Genomic DNA, 16,101 nt, shown 5'->3' with positions numbered 1-16,101 from the left:
GACACTGGCCTGCGGGGCCGAAAAACGCTGTCTGGGCTGCGGCGGTCACCCCGCAGGACAGGTTTGCCAGCGTCAGGGAGACGGGTCAGCGCGCGGCGATCCAGACCGTGGTGCGGGTGTTGGTGTCTGCGTGGGATCGCGCGCACTTTTCGCAAAGGGCTGTGGCGCGTGATATGTTTTGGCCCCGTCGGCCTGCCGCGGCAAAACCCGCTTGCACCGCACGGGCCACGCGGTAGGGAGGGGCATGAGCACCTACGATCCGCCGAAAGGCGACATCCCGATCCTGCACGAGGACAGCGACCTCTTGGTCGTCGACAAGCCCGCCGGCCTGCTGTCGGTTCCCGGCAAGGGTGAGGATCTGGCGGACTGCCTGCTGACGCGCCTCGAAACCGCCTTTCCGACCGTGCGGCTGGTGCATCGACTGGATCGGGATACTTCCGGCGTGATGGTCTTTGCCCTGACGGCCCATGCGCAGCGTGACCTCGGTGCCCAGTTCGAGGCGCGGAAGACGAGGAAGATCTACGTGGCTCGCGTCGCCGGGCGGCTCACGCCGAAGGCCGGAGACGTCGACCTGCCGCTGATTGTGGACTGGCCGAACCGGCCTCGGCAGATGGTCAGCCTGGAAACGGGCAAGCCCGCGCTGACGGGCTACAAGGTGCTGAGGACCTCCGACGAAGAAAGCCGTGTCCGACTGTTCCCGCATACCGGGCGGACGCACCAGCTGCGGGTCCACATGCTGGCGCTGGGGCACCCGATCCTCGGCGACGAGCTGTATGCGCCCGAGACCGCGGCGCAATTTCCGCGCATGATGCTGCACGCCGAAGAGCTGCGGGTGAACCACCCCGAAAGCGGGCGCGGCATGAGTTTCCGCGCCAGGACGCCGTTCTGACGGACTGTCGCAAGGCTGTCATGTGCCCCCGATAGTTGCCAGACTTCGGTTTCCCGGCGTATCCGGGGAGGGAGATGAGGGGGACGAGATGATCGACGAAAACGCGCCGCTGGGTATTTTCGAGCGTTGGCTGACGCTTTGGGTAGCGCTGGCCATGGTGGTGGGCATCGCCGGCGGGCTTGTTGCGCCGGGACTGGTGCAGGGTATCGCGCGGGCGGAGATCGCGTCGATTAACCTCGTCGTCGCGGTGCTGATCTGGGCCATGGTCTACCCGATGATGGTGGGCGTTGATTTCGGAGCGGTGGCGGGCGTGGCGCGGCAGCCCAGGGGACTGCTGGTCACGCTGACAGTGAACTGGCTGGTGAAGCCCTTCACCATGGCGGCGCTGGCGGTGCTGTTCTTCGACCACGTCTTTGCACCGTTCATCGCGCCCGAGGACGCGGCACAATACACCGCCGGGTTGATCCTGCTGGGAGCGGCGCCCTGCACGGCGATGGTCTTCGTCTGGTCGCAGCTGACGCGCGGCGATGCTACCTACACGCTGGTCCAGGTCTCGGTGAACGACATCATCATGGTTTTCGCCTTCGCCCCCATCGTGGCTTTTCTGCTGGGCGTGACAGAGATCGCGGTGCCTTGGGCAACGCTGGTTCTGGCGACGGTTCTCTATGTCGTCCTGCCGCTGCTGGCGGGGCTGATGACACGGCGGGTGCTGGGGACCGACGCCCGGATCGAGGCCTTCACCGCGCGGGTCAAACCCTTCTCGGTGATCGGGTTGATCGCCACTGTCGCGATCCTGTTCGGCTTGCAAGGTGAGGTGATTCTCGCAAGACCGGCGGTGATCGCTCTGATCGCGGTGCCGATCCTGATTCAGGGCTACGGCATCTTTGCGCTGGCCTATGGCGCGGCATGGGCGCTGAACGTGCCGCACCGCATCGCAGCGCCCTGCGCCATGATCGGCACGTCGAACTTTTTCGAACTCGCCGTGGCTGTGGCCATCTCGCTTTTCGGTCTGCACTCCGGTGCAGCGCTGGCGACAGTGGTTGGTGTCCTCGTCGAGGTCCCCGTCATGCTGTCGCTGGTAGCCTTCGCCAACCGCACGCGTGGCCGCTTCGCCTGAAGGGGTCAAATAACGGTAGAAGCAGGACTCGGGGTCCTGCTTCTTTGGTTTGAAAATACCGCGTGGGTATGGGGGCCGCGCCCCCATACGCGCCACAGGCGCGTCGGTCGCCTGACGCAGTCAGGCGAAACCGTTCACTCCGCCGACCAGCCGGAGATCGCCTTGACCTCGACGAAGTCGTGGATGCCCCAGGCGCCGCCTTCGCGACCGTTACCAGAGGCCTTCACGCCGCCAAAGGGCGCGCCCGGCCCGCGCGACTTGCCGTTCATTTCCACCATGCCGGACCGCAGCTGCCGCGCCAGTCGGTGACGGCGCTCCGTGTCCGACGACTGCACGTAATTGGTCAGGCCGTAGACCGTATCATTGGCCATGGCGACGGCCTCTTCCTCGGTCTCGAATTTGAGGATCGACAGCACCGGGCCAAAGATCTCCTCACGCGCGATGGTCATCTCCGGCGTCACGTCGGCAAAGACGGTGGGGCGTACGTAGAAACCCTTGTTCAGGCCCTCTGGGCGGCCGACTCCCCCGGCAACCAGCCGCGCGCCCTCGTCGATACCCTTCTGGATCAGATCCTGGATCTTGGTCCACTGGGTCTCGTTCACCACCGGGCCTATGTGGCGGCCTTCCTGGGAGGCAGGGCCAACAGTGACCTTGGAGGCGACATTGGCGGCCTCTTCGACGGCGGCGTCGTAGCGCCCCGCCTGAACCATCATCCGCGAGGGCGCGTTGCAGGACTGGCCGGAGTTGTTCATCATGTGCAGCACGCCGCGCTTCACTGCCTTTTCGTCGGCGTCTTCGAAGATCAGATTGGCGCCCTTGCCGCCCAGTTCGAGGTGCACGCGCTTCAGCGTGTCGGCGGCGGCCTTGGAGATCGCGATGCCCGCGCGGGTGGAGCCGGTGAAGCTCACCATATCCACGTCCTTATGCGAAGACAGCTGCGTGCCCACGCCCGCGCCGTCGCCATTGACGAGGTTGAAAACGCCCTTCGGAAGGTCCGCGGCATCCATCACCTCGGCAAAGATCATGGCGTCGATGGGGCTCTCCTCCGACGGCTTCAGCACCATCGTGTTCCCCGCCACCAGTGCCGCGCCGACCTTCAGCGTGATCTGGTTCATCGGCCAGTTCCACGGCGTGATGAGCGCGCAGACGCCCACCGCCTCGTGGCGGATCATCGTGTCGGGATGCTCGTCGGACAGCGGCTTTTCCCACTCGAAGGCTTTTGCCGCGGCAATGAAGTTCTTCAGGTGTCCGAGGCCCGCGCCGAACTGCGAGGTCCGCGCCAGTTCGATCGGCGCGCCCATCTCCATGGACATGGCCTGGGCCAGATCTTCTGAACGCTTCCTGTACTCGGCGTAGACCCGTTCCAGGGCCGCGAGGCGTTCTTCGGGCGGGGTGGCCATCCAGCCGGGCAGGGCGGCGCGGGCGGCTGCCACGGCGCGGTCGGTGTCGGCCTGACCGCCCAGCGAGATCACCGCGCAGGGGTCCTCCGTCGAGGGGTCGATCACGTTGTGGTCGCGGGCCTCGGCGGGGTCGACCCATGCGCCATCGATGTAGAACTGGCGTTTCTCGAGCATTGCTGATCCTCCCGATCAATGATTAGGTCCGCCCATGAGGGGGGCCTCGTCCGTGCTTCGTTGCTGTTTTCCCGACCGGTCGGTCGGGTTATGGCGACACTCTGTCACTGGCCGGAAAGGGGTGCAAGCGGGGCCTTTACATATCAAAAATTGAATGTAACTAACTGGCATAAAGCAACTCCGATGACATCGGACAGGAAAGGAAGAGACATGGCACTGCGTATCAACGACGTGTTCCCGAATCTCCACGTCACCACTGACCTCGGCGCATTCGACCTGCACGACTGGCAGGGTGATGCCTGGGCGATCTTTTTCTCGCACCCGAAGGATTTCACCCCCGTCTGCACGACCGAATTCGGCGCCGTGGCGCAGTTGGCCGACGAGTGGGAAAAGCGCAACACCAAGGTCATGGGCATTTCCGTCGACGGCGTGGCGGAGCACAAGGACTGGAAAGGCGACATCGAGAAGACCGCCAACGCGAAGGCCGGTTTCCCGATCATCGCGGACGAGGACCTGGCCGTGGCCAAGGCGCTCGACATGCTGCCCGCCGATGCCTACCTGCCCGACGGCCGCACGCCCGCCGACAGCGCCACGGTGCGATCAGTCTTCATCGTGTCGCCGGACAAGAAGGTGCAGCTGATGATGACCTACCCGATGTCGGTCGGCCGCAACTTTGCCGAGGTGCTGCGCGCGCTCGACGGTCTGCAGCGCACTTGGCAGCAGCCGCTGGCTGTGCCTGCAAACTGGGAAGTCGGGCAGGACGTGATCGTGGCTCTGTCGCTCGACAACGATGCGGCCAAAGAGAAGTACGGCGATCTGGATATCAAGCTTCCCTACCTGCGTTACGCCAAGAACCCGGCGTAATCGGCTCCTTTGGACCGTTTGGCGGGCGTCCCTGCGGGGGCGCCCGTTTTCGCCTGCAACCTCCCTCCGGGTGCGCGTCTGCAATGCACTCCGGCAGGCTGCTCGGGCGGTGCGGTAGCTACTGGCGGACAAGACACCGCCCGACCGCCGCCGGTGGCACGACAAAACCGAAGGACCACCCTTTAATGGCAACCTCCAGATCCTCGTAAGAAAGCCGATGCACTGGGTCCTTGCGTCCCGGAGTTGGGGGCGCTGCTTGCAGTTTCCGGCAAAACTGTCCCTTATGCGCGCGAAAGGGATCAAGACATGCGTGAGCCGTTCCAAATTGGCAGTGAAACCGTGCGGCCCGGCGAACGCCGGACTATCGACATGCCGGTCTCCGTGCTGTCGGACCACACGCCGGTCACGCTGTCGGCGCATGTGGTGCATGGGCGCAAGCCAGGTCCGGTGATGTTCGTTTCGGCTGCAATCCACGGCGACGAGGTGATCGGAGTGGAAATTGTCCGCCGCCTGCTGCGCGCCGCGCCGGTCAGCCGGCTATCGGGTACTCTGATCGCGGTGCCGATCGTGAATTCCTTCGGCTTCCTGAACCAGTCGCGTTACCTTCCGGACCGGCGTGACATGAACCGTGTGTTCCCGGGGCATGGCCGGGGATCGCTGGCTGCAAGGCTCGCCGATCTCTTCATGACAGAGGTTGTGCGCCGCTGCGATGTCGGCATTGATCTGCATTCCGCGGCGGTGGGGCGCGACAATTTTCCCCAGATCCGGCTGACCCCGGGATCGCAACGGCTGCGCATCCTGGGCGATGCCTTCGGCGCGCCGGTGACGCTGCTGTCGAAAGTGCGCGAAGGGTCCCTGCGGCTGGAGGCCGGTGCGGCCGGGGTGGACGTTCTGCTGTATGAAGCCGGCGAAGGATTGCGTTTCGATGAATTCGCCGCACGCGCCGGGGTGACGGGCATCCTGCGGGTGATGGAGACGTTGGGCATGGTTTCCGGCCGGGGCGTGCCACGGGCGCGCGGACTGTCGGTCTTCTGCGAGCATTCCGCCTGGTCGCGGGCGCCGTCCGGCGGGCTGCTGAGGACGCTGAAGGGTTCTGGCGAATACGTCGACAAGGGCGCGGTTCTGGGCGTGATCTCCGACCCGTTCGGCGAGCAGGAGGTCGAGGTGCGGGCAGAAACCGCCGGCATCGTTATCGGCCGCACCAACCTGCCGGTGGTCAACGAGGGCGACGCGCTATTCCACATCGCGGAACCGGCGCTGAAGACACATGCGACGGCGGTTGCAGAGGGCGGCTTTGACACCCACCTCGAGGCGGAACAGCTGCCGGACGAAGACGAAATCATCTGAGATACTGACCTGAAAAGACGAGGGGGTCCGCCCCCGGAAGGAGCGACAATGGCGTTCACGCTCGCGACGTGGAACATCAATTCGGTGCGGCTGCGCAAGGCGCTGGTGGCGCGGCTTCTGGCGGAGGAAGCGCCCGACGTGCTCTGCCTCCAGGAGTGCAAGTCGCCGGTCGAGAAGATACCGCTCGAGGTCTTTGCCGAGGCGGGCTACCGCTACATGGTGGGGCGCGGGCAGAAGGGCTACAATGGCGTGGCGATCCTGTCGAAACTGCCGCTGGAAGACGCGGGCGATCAGGATTTCGCGCAACTCGGTCACGCCCGTCACGTCGCGGCGCGGCTGCCGAACGGGGTGACGGTGCATAACTTTTACGTCCCCGCAGGCGGCGACGAACCCGACCGCGAGAAGAACGTGAAGTTCGGGCAGAAACTGGATTACCTGACTGAGATGCGCGACTGGTTTCACGCCTCGAAGCCGGAAAAGGCCATTCTGGTCGGGGACCTGAACATCGCCCCGCGCGAGGACGATGTCTGGGACCACAAGAAGCTTCTGAAGATCGTCAGCCACACGCCCGTGGAAGTGGAGCACCTCGCGCAGGTACAAGATGCGGGCGATTGGGTGGATATCACCCGCAAGGACGTGCCCGAGGGGCTGCTTTATTCCTGGTGGTCCTACCGCGCAAAGGACTGGGCCGCCGCCGACAAGGGGCGTCGGTTGGACCACATCTGGGCCACGCCGGACATCGCCAATGCAGCGCATTCCTCGCGTATCCTGAAGGCAGTTCGGGGCTGGGAACAGCCCTCGGACCACGCGCCTGTCTTTGCGAGCTTCGACGTCTGAAGGGGGCCTGCCACGCGGAGCCTTAGGGTCAGGACTCATAGCCGGGAGATGACCGTGGCGGCGAGAGCGATAGCCGAGAGGAAGACCGTCGGGCACCGGTCGTATCGCGTGGCCACCCGCCGCCAGTCCCAGAGACTGCCGAACATGATCTCGATCACTGCCCGGCAGTGCATTGCGAAGCCATGTCACGAAAGGGGCGGTTGCGCCGTTTTAGCGACGCTTGTCATACTTCACCGGCGTCTTCCGCTGCTTCCGGCCCGGGATGCAGGCGCGTATCCCCTTGTCGTTCAATATTTTTCGGAACCAGTCGGCGTCATAGCCGCGCTCCCCAGCAGCCAGTCGACACCCGGCAGGCTGTCGCAAAGCGCCCGCGCACCGATGTAGTCGCTGCCCTGTCCTGCCGTAACGAACAGGTTGAGAGGGCGTCCCTGGCTGTCGCAGATGGCATGCAGTTTGGTCCCTCTCGGGACAGTGCTGCGCACTGCCCTGCCGAGCAGTGGACGCGTGGCTTGCCATGGAACTTCGAGGGCTCCAGACGCGCCATCTGTGCATCGCTCAACCAGAAAAGATCTGACATGTTCACCGCTCTGTTTTCGCGCGATGAATCGTGCCACACGGCTGAGATCAATGGGGCCTGAGCCTGGTGCCCGCGCCGCAGCCTTGGCTCGTTGACCGGGAATGTGGCCCGGCGCTCGCCTGTATGGCGCTTAGGGCGGTCGCGCGTCTTCAGCCAACTGGCTCGGGCCTTGCAAGTCAGCGGGGGGTGATCCATCTAGGTTGCAACATGCATGACAACCCGGAGGGGACGAGATGGAACTCAATCTGCAGCCAAAGGGCACGGCCGACGTGGTCAAGGACATCACCGAGGCGGAGTTCATGGCGGAAGTCGTCGAAGGTTCGATGGAAACCCCGGTGATCGTCGATTTCTGGGCGCCGTGGTGCGGCCCGTGCAAGCAGTTGGGACCCGCGCTGGAGAAGGTCGTCACCGCCGCCAAGGGCGCGGTGAAGATGGTCAAGGTCAACGTCGACGAAGCACAATCGATCGCCAGCCAGTTGCGCATCCAGTCCATTCCCACGGTCTATGCCTTCTACAAGGGGCAGCCGGTGGACGGTTTTCAGGGCGCGCTGCCGGAATCCGAACTCAAGGCCTTTGTGGAGCGCGTGGTGCAGGCGGCGGGCGGCGATGCCTCCGGCGGGCTGGACGACGCGCTGCTGGCGGCAGACGAGATGCTGGAGAGCGGCGCCGCGGTGGACGCGGCAGAGATCTATTCGGCGGTGCTGGGCGAGGACGACAAGAACGCCCGCGCCTGGGCTGGCATGGTGCGCTGCCAGATCGCGCTTGGCGATCTGGAACAGGCAGAGGCCACGCTGAACGGCGTGCCTGCCGAAGTCTCGACCTCGCAGGAGGTAGAGGGCGCGCATGCCCAGCTGGAACTGGCAAAGCAGGCGGCCGACGCTGGCCCCGTGGCGGAGCTGACGGCCTCGGTGGAGGCGGAGCCTGACAACCACCAGGCGCGCTTCGACCTCGCGAAGGCGCTGCACGCGAAGGGCGATGCGGAGGGCGCGGTGGCGCAGCTTCTCGAACTTTTCCGCCGCGACCGCGAGTGGAACGACGGCGCGGCCAAGGCACAGCTTTTCACCATCTTCGAAGCCCTGAAGCCCAACGATCCGGTGGTGCTGAACGGCCGCCGCAAGCTGTCGAGCATGATCTTTGTGTGAGTTCCCGGCCCGGGGGCGTTGCCGGACGGCGGGGGCGGTCTAGCTTGCGCCTCATGACACGTTTCAGCGACCTTCCGGATGCGATCCCGGTGTTTCCTCTGCCTGGGGCGCTGCTCCTGCCGCGGGCCCGGCTTCCGCTGCATATCTTCGAACCGCGCTACCTGCAGATGCTGGACGACTGTCTGAAGACCGATACCCGGTTGATCGGCATGGTGCAGCCCATGCCTGTGCCCGCGACGGGGCCGGGGGCGGAAGCGGGTTCGGGCGCGCTGCACCGGATCGGCTGCGCGGGGCGCATAACGCAGTTCTCAGAAACGGAGGACGGTCGTTACATGATCACGCTGGCGGGCATGTCACGCTTTCGCGTGGTCGAAGAGTTGGAGGGCTTCCAGCCCTATCGCCGCTGCCGGGTCAGCTGGGACGGCTTCTCCCGCGACCTCGGCGGAACGGAGCGCGACGACACCTTCGATCGGGAACGTTTCCTGGCGCTGCTCGACCGCTACTTCGCCGCTCGGCAGCTGCAGGCCGACTGGGAGACGTTGCGCGAGGCGGAAGACGAATTGCTGGTGAACTCGCTGTCGATGCTGCTGGACTTCGGACCCGAAGACAGGCAGGCGCTGCTCGAGGCGCCGAGCCTCGCGACCCGGCGCGAGACGCTGGTGACGCTCATCGAATACGGCCTGAGAGGCGGCGAAGAGGACCTGATGCAATGACCACGGAACGGGCTACGGGGAACGATGACAGCAAGTTCGATCGCAGGATGCTGGAGGCGCTGATCTGCCCGGTGGCGCAGCACACGCTGGAATACGATGCGGAGCGTCAGGAGCTTGTCAGCGAAGCGGCGGGCCTGGCCTACCCTATCCGCGATGGCATTCCGGTCATGCTGGTGGATGAGGCGCGCCGCCTCGATCCCTGAGCGCCCGCGCCGTAAACGGCGCCGGTTTCTCCTTCGGCCCACGCGTCCTCAAGGCGAAAGGCACCCCAAGCGCCCGGCCTGTGTTTCTCTTTCGCAAATCTACTCCGGGGAGTCTTCCCACAGGGTAGACTGGGCAGAGCCCCTCCGGCGTGCCAAAGGTGCGCTTCCCCGTCGTGAAGCGAACAGGCTACCGAGGCCACTCAGCCGCGGAAGCGGGTCAGGCGTACTCCAGCGCCCGCGCAAAGGTGGCGACGTCCACATTGCCCCCCGAAACGGTGCAGACTGCCACCTCGTTTTCGATCTCCTGGCCGTGGAACAGGGCGGCTGCCAGGGCGACAGCGCCGCCGGGTTCGGCCACGACCTTGAGATGGCGGAAAGCCATGGCCATGGCACGCAGGGCCTCTTCCTCGCTAACGACGATGCCGGGACCGCAGAGGCGGGCATTGATCGGAAAGGTGATCTCGCCCGGTTGCGGTGTCAGGATCGCATCGCACAGCCCGCCCGCCTCGGTCGCGTTCCCCTCACGCGTCCCGCTTTGCAGGGAGCGGGCAGTGTCGTCGTAGCCCTCGGGTTCCACCGGGCGGACGCGCAGGCCCGGCGCGCGCGCGGCACAGGCCAGCGCGATTCCCGCAGTCAGCCCGCCGCCTCCACAGCAGACCAGCACCTCCGCGCGGGTGATGTCCATCTTCGCCGCCTGTTCCGCGATTTCCAGCCCCGTGGTCCCCTGTCCGGCGATCACTTGCGGTTCGTCGTAGGGCCTGACCAGCGTCAGCCCGCGTTCCTTGGCGAGGCGGGCGCCGATGGCCTCGCGGCTCTCGGAGGCGCGGTCGTAGGTGATCACCTCCGCTCCATAGGAGCGCGTGCCCTCGATCTTGGCCCGTGGCGCGTCGGCGGGCATCAGGATCACCGCGGGACAGTCGAAGATCTGCGCCGCGCGCGCCACGCCCTGCGCGTGGTTCCCGGAGGAGTAAGCGAGAATGCCCCGCGCGCGGGTCTCGGCGTCCATCGCGGAGAGCGCGCTATAGGCGCCGCGGAACTTGAAGCTGCCTGTTTGCTGCAGGCATTCGGGTTTCACCAGAACGCGGCGCCCGGCGATGGCATCCAGCGCTGGCGCATACAGCAGCGGCGTGCGCCGGGCGATACCGTTCAGCCGGGCGGCGGCGGCGTCGATCATCTCGATGTTCATGGGGGTGTCCTTTCGTCCGGGGCGGACGGTGGCGGCCTGTCCGTGCAGTGTCAACCGTGCCTTATGCGGACTGACAACCGCGCTGGAGGGCAAGATTTCAGGCGGGGTTGCAGATCGCGCGGTACAGCGGCAGTCTGCCGCGATGATGATCCGGACGGCAGAGCAAGGCGGCGTATGGAGCCGGGCGTGGTATTCGCCTTGCGAACATTATCGCTATGGGCTTCGGCGGGTCTGGGGCGAGGGCGACGAGGTGCTCTTTGTCATGCTGAACCCATCCACCGCGACGGAACTGGCCAACGATCCCACCATCGAACGCTGCCAGAGGCGGGCGGCGGCGTTGGGCTTCGGCGGGATGCGGATCGCCAACCTCTTTGCTTGGCGGGCGACACGGCCGGAGGAATTACGCCGCGTGGCAGAGCCGGAAGGTGCGGAAAACGCGGCGTTTCTCGCCGACTGGAGTGTAGATTCCGGTATGGTTCTGGCGGCTTGGGGCGTGCATGGCGCACTGCGCGGGCAAGGCATCGCAGCGGCGCGCGCCTTGCGCGGCGACGTGCGCCACCTCGGTCTGACAAAGGCAGGGCACCCACGCCACCCGCTCTATGTGTCTTATTGCGTCGACCCGCAGCCCTGGCCCGAGGCGGAGCGGTATCCGGGCCTTGGATGACAATCCGGTTGAGGGAAAAGCTTCCTTAACCGCTCTGCGGGAAACTCGTTGAAGGGACTCGGGCGATCTGGTCTGATCCTTCGCGTCCGGACCCGGTGGTTTGCCGCGGGTCGGCTGCGGCTCCGTCCTGCAATGAGGCAGGGGGGACGACGGGTGCACTGGGGCGCTCCGCCTTGCGGGGTGCCCGGGGCTAGGCAGGATCGGGCCAGGATGTTCTTTCTCGCGGGATTGCTGGGCATGATGGCGCTGGGATCGGTGGTGATCGCCAGCACCGGCAGCGCCGAGGCAGAGGATGTGGAGGATGGCGTGGTGCCTTCGACCGCTTTGCGCGCTGGCGCGGGCGGCGATGGGGCGGGCGCGGTCCTGATCGACCTGAATCCGGCAGAACCACCGAAGGCTGAGGCCGGGGAAGAAACGGACGGCGATACGGGCCTGGATTCGGACTGGCATTCGGACTGGGATTCGGACTGGGATTCGGGTCAGGTTTCGGGCCAGGGCGCGGCCTCCGCCGTGTCGGGGGAACCGGGGTCGCTTTTCGCTCGGCTGGGCCTGATCAACCTGCTTGGCGGATCGGCAGACCTGACGGCGGGTGCGTCCGCAGGCGCGTCGCCGGATGGTCCGGCGACCGTCCTGGACGAGGCCGGGCCGGCTGCGTTCGGCGTGGACGCGCCGGATGTGCTGGCGGATACGCGCATCACGGATCTGCGGGGCGGGCCGGGCGAAGACCCGCCACAAGTTAGTGACGTTGCGAATACGATGGCAGGCGGTGCCGGGCCGGACGGTTCGTTCGACGGCCGGGACGGGAACGTGCTGTCCACCGTTGAACGCGCCGCGGATGGAGAGGACACGGACGGCAAGGATTTTGCCAACGTCGGAGATAGCCACGACACCATTACCGCCGGTATGAGCGGCGTGGCGCATGCCGTGGCGGGCGCCGACATGGCGGTGCAGGGGAGGGAGAACGCACTGGTCGTTGCCGGGCCGTCCGGAGTGGCGGATTTCGACAGGGCGGAGGATCAGCTGCTGATTGTCTACGACGATTCCGGCGGCGCGGCGGAGCCGGAGCTGGAGATACGCATCTCTGCCACCGATCCGGCAATGTCGGAGATCGTGCTGGACGGGCTGGTGCTGACCGTGCTGCCCACGCAGGATGCACCTGCGCTTGATGCGCTGGTATTGGTCGGCGAAAGCGTGGCGGCTGCACTGGCCTTACGCTGAGGCGGCCGGACTGGTAGCGCGTGGGCGGGTTTTCCGCTTTGCAAATCGGTGGGAATCGCGTAAGCGCACCCATCCGCGCGGGGCAACCCGCTTCTCCACGGGCCTTGCTGGACGACATCCCGGCTCGAGCCATAACCCTTTGACCAAAGGAGCCCCCGATGTCGATTACCGCCGAAGAAAAGACCCGCCTGATGAAGGAATTCGCAACCAAGGACGGCGACACCGGTTCGCCGGAAGTCCAGGTTGCGATCCTCACCTCGCGGATCACCACCCTGACCGAGCACTTCAAGACCCACAAGAAGGACAACCATTCCCGTCGTGGTCTTCTGAAGCTCGTCGCACAGCGCCGCAAACTGCTGGACTACCTTAAGGCGAACGACGTGGGCCGTTACCAGACCCTTATCCAGCGCCTCGGCATCCGCCGCTAAGCGTACCATCCGGACGCGACGGTTCGCGTTCGGGGGACAGTGTAGGCAACGCCCGCCCCGGTAAGACCGTGGCGGGCGTTTTCCTTTTGCGGTTCTGCTTCGGGGGGCTGGGTTATTCGACCTCCATTGCGGCGCGGTCGCGCGCCATGGTGTTCTGCGCTGCGGGGCGGGCGGCGATGCGCTCGTGCCAGGCTTTCGTGCCGTGGTGATCGGGCAGCATGTCGGGCATCCAGTTGAACAGGGAATGCACAATCAGGTCGGCCACGGTGTAGTGATCGCCCACCAGCCAGTCGCGCCCGTCAAGTGCGCCGGTCAGACGGGTCATCGCAGTGTCCCAGTCACGAAAGTTGCTCGCAAAGCGGGGATCGTCGATATTCAGGAACTTCGCCACCACCACCGGTTCGATCACGCCCGCATACCACGCCAGCCATTCGAGGCATTTGCCGCGCTGCGGCGTGGCAGCGGCGGGCAGCAGACCCGCATCGGGGAACAGCTCGCACAAGTGCTGCGCGATGGCGATGCTCTCGAGGATCAGCGCGCCATCGTGTTCGAGCGCGGGCACCTTGCCCTCCGGGTGCGGATTGGCCGGGTCGCGATAACCGGTGCCGTCCTGCCGGGCTATGCCGACCTCGACGATCCTGACGGTGTCGGCGGCGCCCAGTTCCTCGATCAGGGTGACAATGCGGGAACTGCGCGACATGGGCGAATGGTAAAGGGTCAGCATGGGATCATCCTTTGCGCTGTGCATGATGCCGATATAGGGCGGGGCGCTGTCAGTTTCCGGCAGCACGCCGTTTCCGGACACCCCCGCCCAGGCATCACACGAGGTCGGGCTCGCGGCCGACCCTGTTGGCCAGCTTGCCGACGGTCAGCCCCTGCACGATTATCGAGAAGACCACGATCACGTAGGTGACGGTGAGGATCAGCGGCTTCCATTCGCTTTCGGGCAGCGCCAGCGCGAGCGCAACAGAGATGCCGCCCTTCAGCCCCCCCCATGTCATGATCGGCAGCACCCCCGGTGCGAAGTCGGCGAAGGGTCTGAGAATTGCGACAGGCACCGCCACGGCGGCGAGGCGGCCGATCAGTGCGATGACGATGCAGACCGCGCCGGTTGTCACCATGCCAAGGTCCAGCTGCACGGCGAAGATTTCCACCCCGATCAGCATGAAGAGCACGGCGTTGAGGATTTCGTCTACGAGCACCCAGAATTTCTCCACGTATTCGCGGGTGAGGTCGGACATGCCGTGCTTTGCCCCGATGTCGCCAATCAGCAATCCGGCGCAGACGGCGGCGATGGGGGCGGAGACGTGCAGCCAGATGGCCAGCTCGTAGCCGCCAAAGGCCAGCGCGAGGGTCATCAGCACCTCGAGCGAGTAGTCGTCGATGTGGCGCATGACGCGGAAGGTCAGCCATCCGAGCAGAAGGCCGAGCGCCGCGCCGCCGATCGCCTCCTGCGCAAAGAGCGTGGCCGCCCCCGTGAGCGCGCTTTCGTCGCCGTGCCCGGAGCCGTGGGACATGGCGGGGAAGGCGAGGCCGACAAGAACGAGGTAAACCACATAGCCCACACCGTCATTGAACAGGCTTTCACCCGCGACCTGCGTTTCCAGCGACTTGCGCAGGTTGGCCTCCTTCAGGACACCCATGACGGCAACGGGATCGGTGGGCGAAATCAGCGCGCCGAAGACCAGCGCCACCATGATCGGTGCCCCAGTCAGCCAGTGAAACCCGAAGCCGATGACGGCGGTGGAGAGGCCGACCCCGATGGTGGCCATCAGCAGGACGGTCGGCCAGACGGCGCGCAGGTCGGAGAGCTTCACGTGCAACGCCCCGGCGAAGAGCAGCAGGCCCAGCATCCCTTCGAGCAACGCGTCGGAGAAATCGATGTCGCGGACAAGGGCGCGCAGGTCGTCGGCCAGCGTGAAGCCTGCATAAAGCGTGTCGATAGCCAGCAGCCCCATGGAGGCCAGCAGTGCTACCACGAGGATCCCGATGGCAGAGGGGAGTTTCAGCACGAAGTAGTTGATGACGCCGAAGACCGCCGCGAGCACGATCAGGAATGAGGCGATCTGGAGAAGGGTCATGTCACTGTCCGCAATGCTGGGTTTTGGCGTGATCTAGCGCGAATGCACGGGAAGGGGCGGGAAAACTGGCCCTGCCACCGCGCGAAGGTCAATCCATCAGTGTCAGGATCTCGGAAATCGGTTTTTTCAGTGTGGCTGCGCGCGGTATGGTGGCGTCCGGTGCCGGATGGCCGCAGGCGAGGATCATGAGGGGCTTTTCGCTGTCCGGTCGCCCCAGCGTTTCGGTGAGGAATTTCATCGGGTTGGGCGTGTGGGGCAGGCACGACAGCCCGGCCTGATGCAGTGCCGCGATCAGAAAGCCCATGGCGATGCCGGTGCTTTCGGGGACATAGTAGTTCTTGTACCGGGTGCCGTCGTCGAACTGGCCATAGCGCTGGGCAAAGACGACGACGAGCCAGGGCGCGACCTCCAGATGCGGTTTCGAAGGGCCGGTGCCTATGGGCTCCAGCGCCTTGAGCCATTCGTCCGGGGCCGCACCCTCGTAAAAGCGTGCCTCTTCCTCCTCGGCTGCCGCGCGGATCTGTCGTTTGACCTCCGGATTGGCGACGGCGACGAAATGCCAGGGCTGGTGATTGGCCCCCGAAGGCGCGGTGCCGGCGGTGCGGATACAGGCCTCGATCACGTCGCGCGGGACCGGGCGGGGGGCGAAGTCGCGCACAGTATGACGCGTCTGCATGGTGGCAAGGAACAGGTCGGCGGCGTGGCGCATCTGCCCGTCGGTCAGTGCCGCGCGCGCGGGCAGGGGGAGCGGTTCGTAGGCGAGGGCGGTCTTGGTGATCACTTCTGGCTCCGGACGTTTTCAGCATCGTCTGGGGCGCTGGCAGCCCTGTCAAGCGGCGCGCGAGGGCGATTCATCTGCGAAAAACTGGTGCAGAGGATCAGGGGGGATCCGGGCTTTCGACCAGACCACGGCATATTGCGGCCCGCATTCCAGCAGCTGCCCTCATTGCAATGAAAGCGGCGGTGCTCCTCCTTCTCGAAGCGCTTCGTACCCACGTCCTCCGCCATCCCGTGTCGTGACAGGCGCACCACGCCGCGCTTCTGGACTGCCTCGGTGGCGAAGACCTCCCTTGGCCAGTGGCGCGTGCTGTTCGTCGACCAGGGCGCCAGATTGCCCAGTCGTGCCTGATACGGCGCAGGGGCCGACGACTGGGACGCGCAACGAAACCGGGTTTCCAAGGCACTGGATTTCAGGTATGGCAGCCCCCATCTGAGACGTGACGCACAGACCCCGGCGCATGAAACGATAAGAGGGGTCGGC

Annotated in this window: 16 protein-coding genes and 1 pseudogene; 11 read left to right on the top strand and 6 right to left on the bottom strand. The window is 65.5% G+C overall.

Annotated elements, in window-relative coordinates; all coding sequences use genetic code 11:
• The first annotated feature begins 244 nt into the window (after positions 1–244).
• Positions 245–889 (top strand): RluA family pseudouridine synthase, encoded by a 645-nt coding sequence (locus J5474_RS03465; protein ID WP_209359335.1) that lies wholly within the window; start codon positions 245–247, stop codon positions 887–889.
• Positions 890–977: 88 nt separating this feature from the next.
• Positions 978–2,006 carry an ACR3 family arsenite efflux transporter gene (gene arsB, locus J5474_RS03460; RefSeq protein ID WP_209359333.1) on the top strand — a complete coding sequence of 343 codons (1,029 nt, stop codon included), beginning with the start codon at positions 978–980 and terminating at the stop codon, positions 2,004–2,006.
• Positions 2,007–2,140: 134 nt separating this feature from the next.
• On the opposite strand, the gene J5474_RS03455 is transcribed toward arsB, so the two are convergent.
• The gene (locus tag J5474_RS03455) at positions 2,141–3,580 is read right to left on the bottom strand and encodes an aldehyde dehydrogenase family protein (RefSeq protein ID WP_209359331.1); all 1,440 of its coding nucleotides are present in this window, start codon (positions 3,578–3,580) and stop codon (positions 2,141–2,143) included.
• Between the two features lie 210 nt (positions 3,581–3,790).
• On the opposite strand from J5474_RS03455, the gene J5474_RS03450 reads away from it, so the two are divergent.
• From J5474_RS03450 to J5474_RS03440, 3 genes are all read left to right on the top strand, one after another.
• On the top strand, positions 3,791–4,444 hold the full coding sequence (locus J5474_RS03450; RefSeq protein WP_209359329.1) for a peroxiredoxin: 654 nt from the start codon (positions 3,791–3,793) through the stop codon (positions 4,442–4,444).
• A gap of 306 nt (positions 4,445–4,750) precedes the next feature.
• Positions 4,751–5,791 carry a succinylglutamate desuccinylase/aspartoacylase family protein gene (locus J5474_RS03445; RefSeq protein WP_209359327.1) on the top strand — a complete coding sequence of 347 codons (1,041 nt, stop codon included), beginning with the start codon at positions 4,751–4,753 and terminating at the stop codon, positions 5,789–5,791.
• Between the two features lie 48 nt (positions 5,792–5,839).
• Complete coding sequence (locus J5474_RS03440) at positions 5,840–6,628, top strand: exodeoxyribonuclease III (RefSeq protein WP_209359324.1); 789 nt, start codon at positions 5,840–5,842, stop codon at positions 6,626–6,628.
• Positions 6,629–6,663: 35 nt separating this feature from the next.
• Here the strand turns inward: J5474_RS03440 and J5474_RS03435 are convergent.
• A pseudogene (locus J5474_RS03435) lies at positions 6,664–7,086 on the bottom strand (transposase); the annotation flags it as partial.
• A 352-nt stretch (positions 7,087–7,438) separates the two neighbouring features.
• Between J5474_RS03435 and trxA the strand changes: the two are divergent.
• The 3 genes from trxA to J5474_RS03420 are packed head-to-tail and all read left to right on the top strand — an operon-like array spanning position 7,439 to position 9,263.
• Positions 7,439–8,347 carry a thioredoxin gene (gene trxA, locus J5474_RS03430; RefSeq protein WP_209359322.1) on the top strand — a complete coding sequence of 303 codons (909 nt, stop codon included), beginning with the start codon at positions 7,439–7,441 and terminating at the stop codon, positions 8,345–8,347.
• A 53-nt stretch (positions 8,348–8,400) separates the two neighbouring features.
• Positions 8,401–9,060, top strand: a complete 660-nt coding sequence (locus tag J5474_RS03425) for an LON peptidase substrate-binding domain-containing protein (RefSeq protein ID WP_209359320.1) — start codon at positions 8,401–8,403, stop codon at positions 9,058–9,060.
• Positions 9,057–9,263, top strand: coding sequence for a Trm112 family protein (locus J5474_RS03420; RefSeq protein ID WP_209359318.1), 207 nt, complete (start codon positions 9,057–9,059; stop codon positions 9,261–9,263). The genes J5474_RS03425 and J5474_RS03420 overlap by 4 nt, the downstream gene beginning before the upstream one ends.
• Positions 9,264–9,480: 217 nt before the next feature.
• Here the strand turns inward: J5474_RS03420 and J5474_RS03415 are convergent, their stop codons facing one another.
• The gene (locus J5474_RS03415; RefSeq protein ID WP_209359316.1) at positions 9,481–10,449 is read right to left on the bottom strand and encodes a threonine ammonia-lyase; all 969 of its coding nucleotides are present in this window, start codon (positions 10,447–10,449) and stop codon (positions 9,481–9,483) included.
• Between the two features lie 142 nt (positions 10,450–10,591).
• On the opposite strand from J5474_RS03415, the gene J5474_RS03410 reads away from it, so the two are divergent.
• The 3 genes from J5474_RS03410 (at position 10,592) to rpsO (ending at position 12,759) form a co-directional block, all read left to right on the top strand.
• Complete coding sequence (locus J5474_RS03410; protein WP_209359313.1) at positions 10,592–11,113, top strand: DUF1643 domain-containing protein; 522 nt, start codon at positions 10,592–10,594, stop codon at positions 11,111–11,113.
• Positions 11,114–11,323: 210 nt separating this feature from the next.
• A complete protein-coding gene (locus J5474_RS03405; protein WP_209359311.1) occupies positions 11,324–12,331 on the top strand; it encodes a hypothetical protein in 1,008 nt (335 codons plus the stop codon).
• A gap of 158 nt (positions 12,332–12,489) precedes the next feature.
• Complete coding sequence (gene rpsO / locus J5474_RS03400; protein ID WP_209359309.1) at positions 12,490–12,759, top strand: 30S ribosomal protein S15; 270 nt, start codon at positions 12,490–12,492, stop codon at positions 12,757–12,759.
• Between the two features lie 112 nt (positions 12,760–12,871).
• Here rpsO and J5474_RS03395 read toward each other — a convergent pair whose 3' ends face one another.
• The 3 genes from J5474_RS03395 to J5474_RS03385 form a co-directional block, all read right to left on the bottom strand.
• Entirely contained in the window at positions 12,872–13,483 is a 612-nt protein-coding gene (locus J5474_RS03395) for a glutathione S-transferase family protein (protein ID WP_209359307.1), read from the bottom strand.
• 94 nt (positions 13,484–13,577) lie between these two features.
• Positions 13,578–14,840, bottom strand: a complete 1,263-nt coding sequence (locus tag J5474_RS03390; RefSeq protein WP_209359305.1) for a cation:proton antiporter — start codon at positions 14,838–14,840, stop codon at positions 13,578–13,580.
• 88 nt (positions 14,841–14,928) lie between these two features.
• The gene (locus J5474_RS03385; RefSeq protein WP_209359303.1) at positions 14,929–15,621 is read right to left on the bottom strand and encodes a nitroreductase family protein; all 693 of its coding nucleotides are present in this window, start codon (positions 15,619–15,621) and stop codon (positions 14,929–14,931) included.
• Between the last annotated feature and the right edge of the window lie 480 nt (positions 15,622–16,101).

Source organism: Sagittula salina, from assembly GCF_017813235.1.
In the GTDB taxonomy this organism is placed as follows: domain Bacteria; phylum Pseudomonadota; class Alphaproteobacteria; order Rhodobacterales; family Rhodobacteraceae; genus Sagittula; species Sagittula salina.
This window is presented reverse-complemented; position numbering and strand designations above follow the sequence as displayed.